1 protein-coding gene is annotated in these 2,397 nt (G+C 42.8%); it reads left to right on the top strand.

All coding sequences use genetic code 11. From position 1 onward, the window contains the following. Positions 1–1,932: hypothetical protein (locus QUA47_RS30690; protein WP_333433606.1), on the top strand; the 1,932-nt coding region annotated here is incomplete at its 5' end. Between the last annotated feature and the right edge of the window lie 465 nt (positions 1,933–2,397).

Here is a 2,397-nt window from a genome sequence, read left to right as displayed (position 1 = left end):
TCATCTTTTTTCACAGTTTTACTAGCTTTTTCATTTTGGCGCTTTTTTCATATATTTGCAAAAGTGAGATGCACCCAGTTAGAGGATGAGGAATCGTTGCCCAGAGCGAAATCTAAAACCAATACCAAATCTAAAAAAGATGAAATAAAAACTTGGGAGGATGACAAACCCTCAGCCACTTCTAAAAACAAAAATAGACATCGAAAAGATGACCTAGAGGAATTGGAGTCGGAGGAACTACTGCTTAAATCTAAACCCTTAACCCGCTCTCCGAGAGATGAACTAAGTGAACTAGATGAGTTTGAAGTCAAAGAACCTCAACCTAAAGCTAAGCCTCAAACTAAAAGCCACCTTCAAAACTCTGAGCGAGAAGATTTGGAAGACGAAGAATTATCAACTAAATCCCAAGCCAAAAGAAAACTTCAGACAAATGAAGCGGTAGAAGTTGCTGAATCCTTAGCACGCACACCTTCAAAAACCCGAACGAGCCAACAGCGACCTCAAGGCAAAAAATCAAACGACCAGAACATCGATAGTATCCTCGATGCTGCTGTACAAGTTAGTGGTAGAACAGCCATTTCTGGAAGTGAGGTAGAAGGTACAACTGTCAGCGGCCTGAGCACTCAAGTTGCGGTTCTCGCTACTCTGATGGGGAAAAAAGCAGCTTCTCAAATTATAGAAGCTGCTCTTGGGGCTGTCCAAGAGCGCCAAGTTGCCGGTATTGTCAAAAGGCTCCAAGCTCAAAGCCAGCGAGCTGACTCGCTGTCGCAGCGGGTTACCAACTTGGCTGAAGCGGATTCAATGGCAGATGCAACGGTCGAATCCGAAGCTTTACCAATAGCTGAACCGGAGCCAGAACCGGAACACAACATTTTACCTGAACCGGATGCCGAATTTGTCTCAACACCCGGTATGCTCTTAGCTAAAGCTGTTAGCAAAATCCACGAAAAAGTTGATAAAATTTCCGGTCGTGTGAGAGACAACAATTCTGAAAAAACGGCTTCTATTAAGATTGACACAGAGGCGAGTTTTGAAGAACAGCTCGTACAAATAAATGAAGCACTCAACCGACTTGAAAAGCGACTCGATACCCTAGAACAACGAATAGAAGCTTTAGAGAACAAACTTTCTCTTCAAAAAAGCGAGACAGGCGCTCAAGCTGGCGAGGCAAAATTAGAACCGCCCGACAGCTCAACTCCATCCCTCAGCGACCAATTCGTACAAAACGCAACAGAAATAGGTGAAAAAATTTCATTAGAATCAACAATCCCAGCTAGCAACAGCGCTAGCGCTACTGCTAAAAAAATCACTGTGACAGCCAAAAATCTTACTCAGGACGCCCAACTTGCAGCAACACTGGCAAAAATTTACAGCTTAGCTGAAGAAGAAGCAAATGCGGAAGGCATTGCATTAGAAGACGGGGTTGATTTTGGACAAGCCAAACTTTATGTAACAAATTTTGACTTCTCTACCGCTGTCAGCTTAAAAACTAAGGAAGGCGAGGAACTGTTTTCAGCAGTACAGGATAAAACTGGAGAATGGAAAGTGACAAACGACTTCCTGAAACCTGAAGAAAAAGAAGAACTCGACCGCTTAAAGATTTTTCAACAAGCTCTCAACCAAGAGCGACTAGCTGAAATGGTAAAGAGAAGCGGTCAGGATGAAGTCAGCTTTACCGATTCCCAGGGCTCGCGCCTCGACTTTGAAGTCGAATTCAGCGATAAATCCAAGTTGAAGGGTACTGTCAAAGGCTTTAACTCTCACAGCGAAATAGTTTTTGAGGCTAGCCTCCAAAAAGGTAATCTTGAGGTACTTCTGTGCGACATTCCACCAGAAGTAGTTGAAAATCTCCTCTCCCAACAGCAACTTGCTCCAAACCAGAACTCCAACAAGCAGGAAGCGAGAAAAACTGAGACCGAAATGGAAATTTGAAATAACTTTTTTCACTTGCACCCTCCATTTGGAGGGGGTCACTCTCACTGTATAAAATCACCTTTTTTGGCGATTTTGCAGGGATTAGATGCAACTTAAATTAGCATTAAAGCACTAAATTAATCGAGATAGTGACATGGCTACTTACTTAGACCAAACAAGAAATGAACGAAACCGCAACTCATTATCACGCTGGTTAAGACAACAGAAAATCAAACTGGGCGACCTTCCATTCCTCGGCATTTGCCTAGCCTCACTCATCTACTTCAGCATTCATGACCCGCTCTTAATTGCGACTTTAGGCTGCTCCAGCATTGTGTTTTTGAGTTTATGGCACCTCACTAGAGCTATTCCCATTGTAGAGCGATACATAGGCTGCAAAATTCGTTTGGGTGCATCTCACTTTTGCAAATATATGAAAAAAGCGCCAAAATGAAAAAGCTAGTAAAACTGTGAAAAAAGATG

This window comes from Microcoleus sp. MON2_D5, from assembly GCF_036701905.1.
Taxonomy (GTDB): domain Bacteria; phylum Cyanobacteriota; class Cyanobacteriia; order Cyanobacteriales; family Microcoleaceae; genus Microcoleus.
Note: the sequence above shows the minus strand (reverse complement) of the source record. Positions and strands in the feature narration are given on the sequence as shown.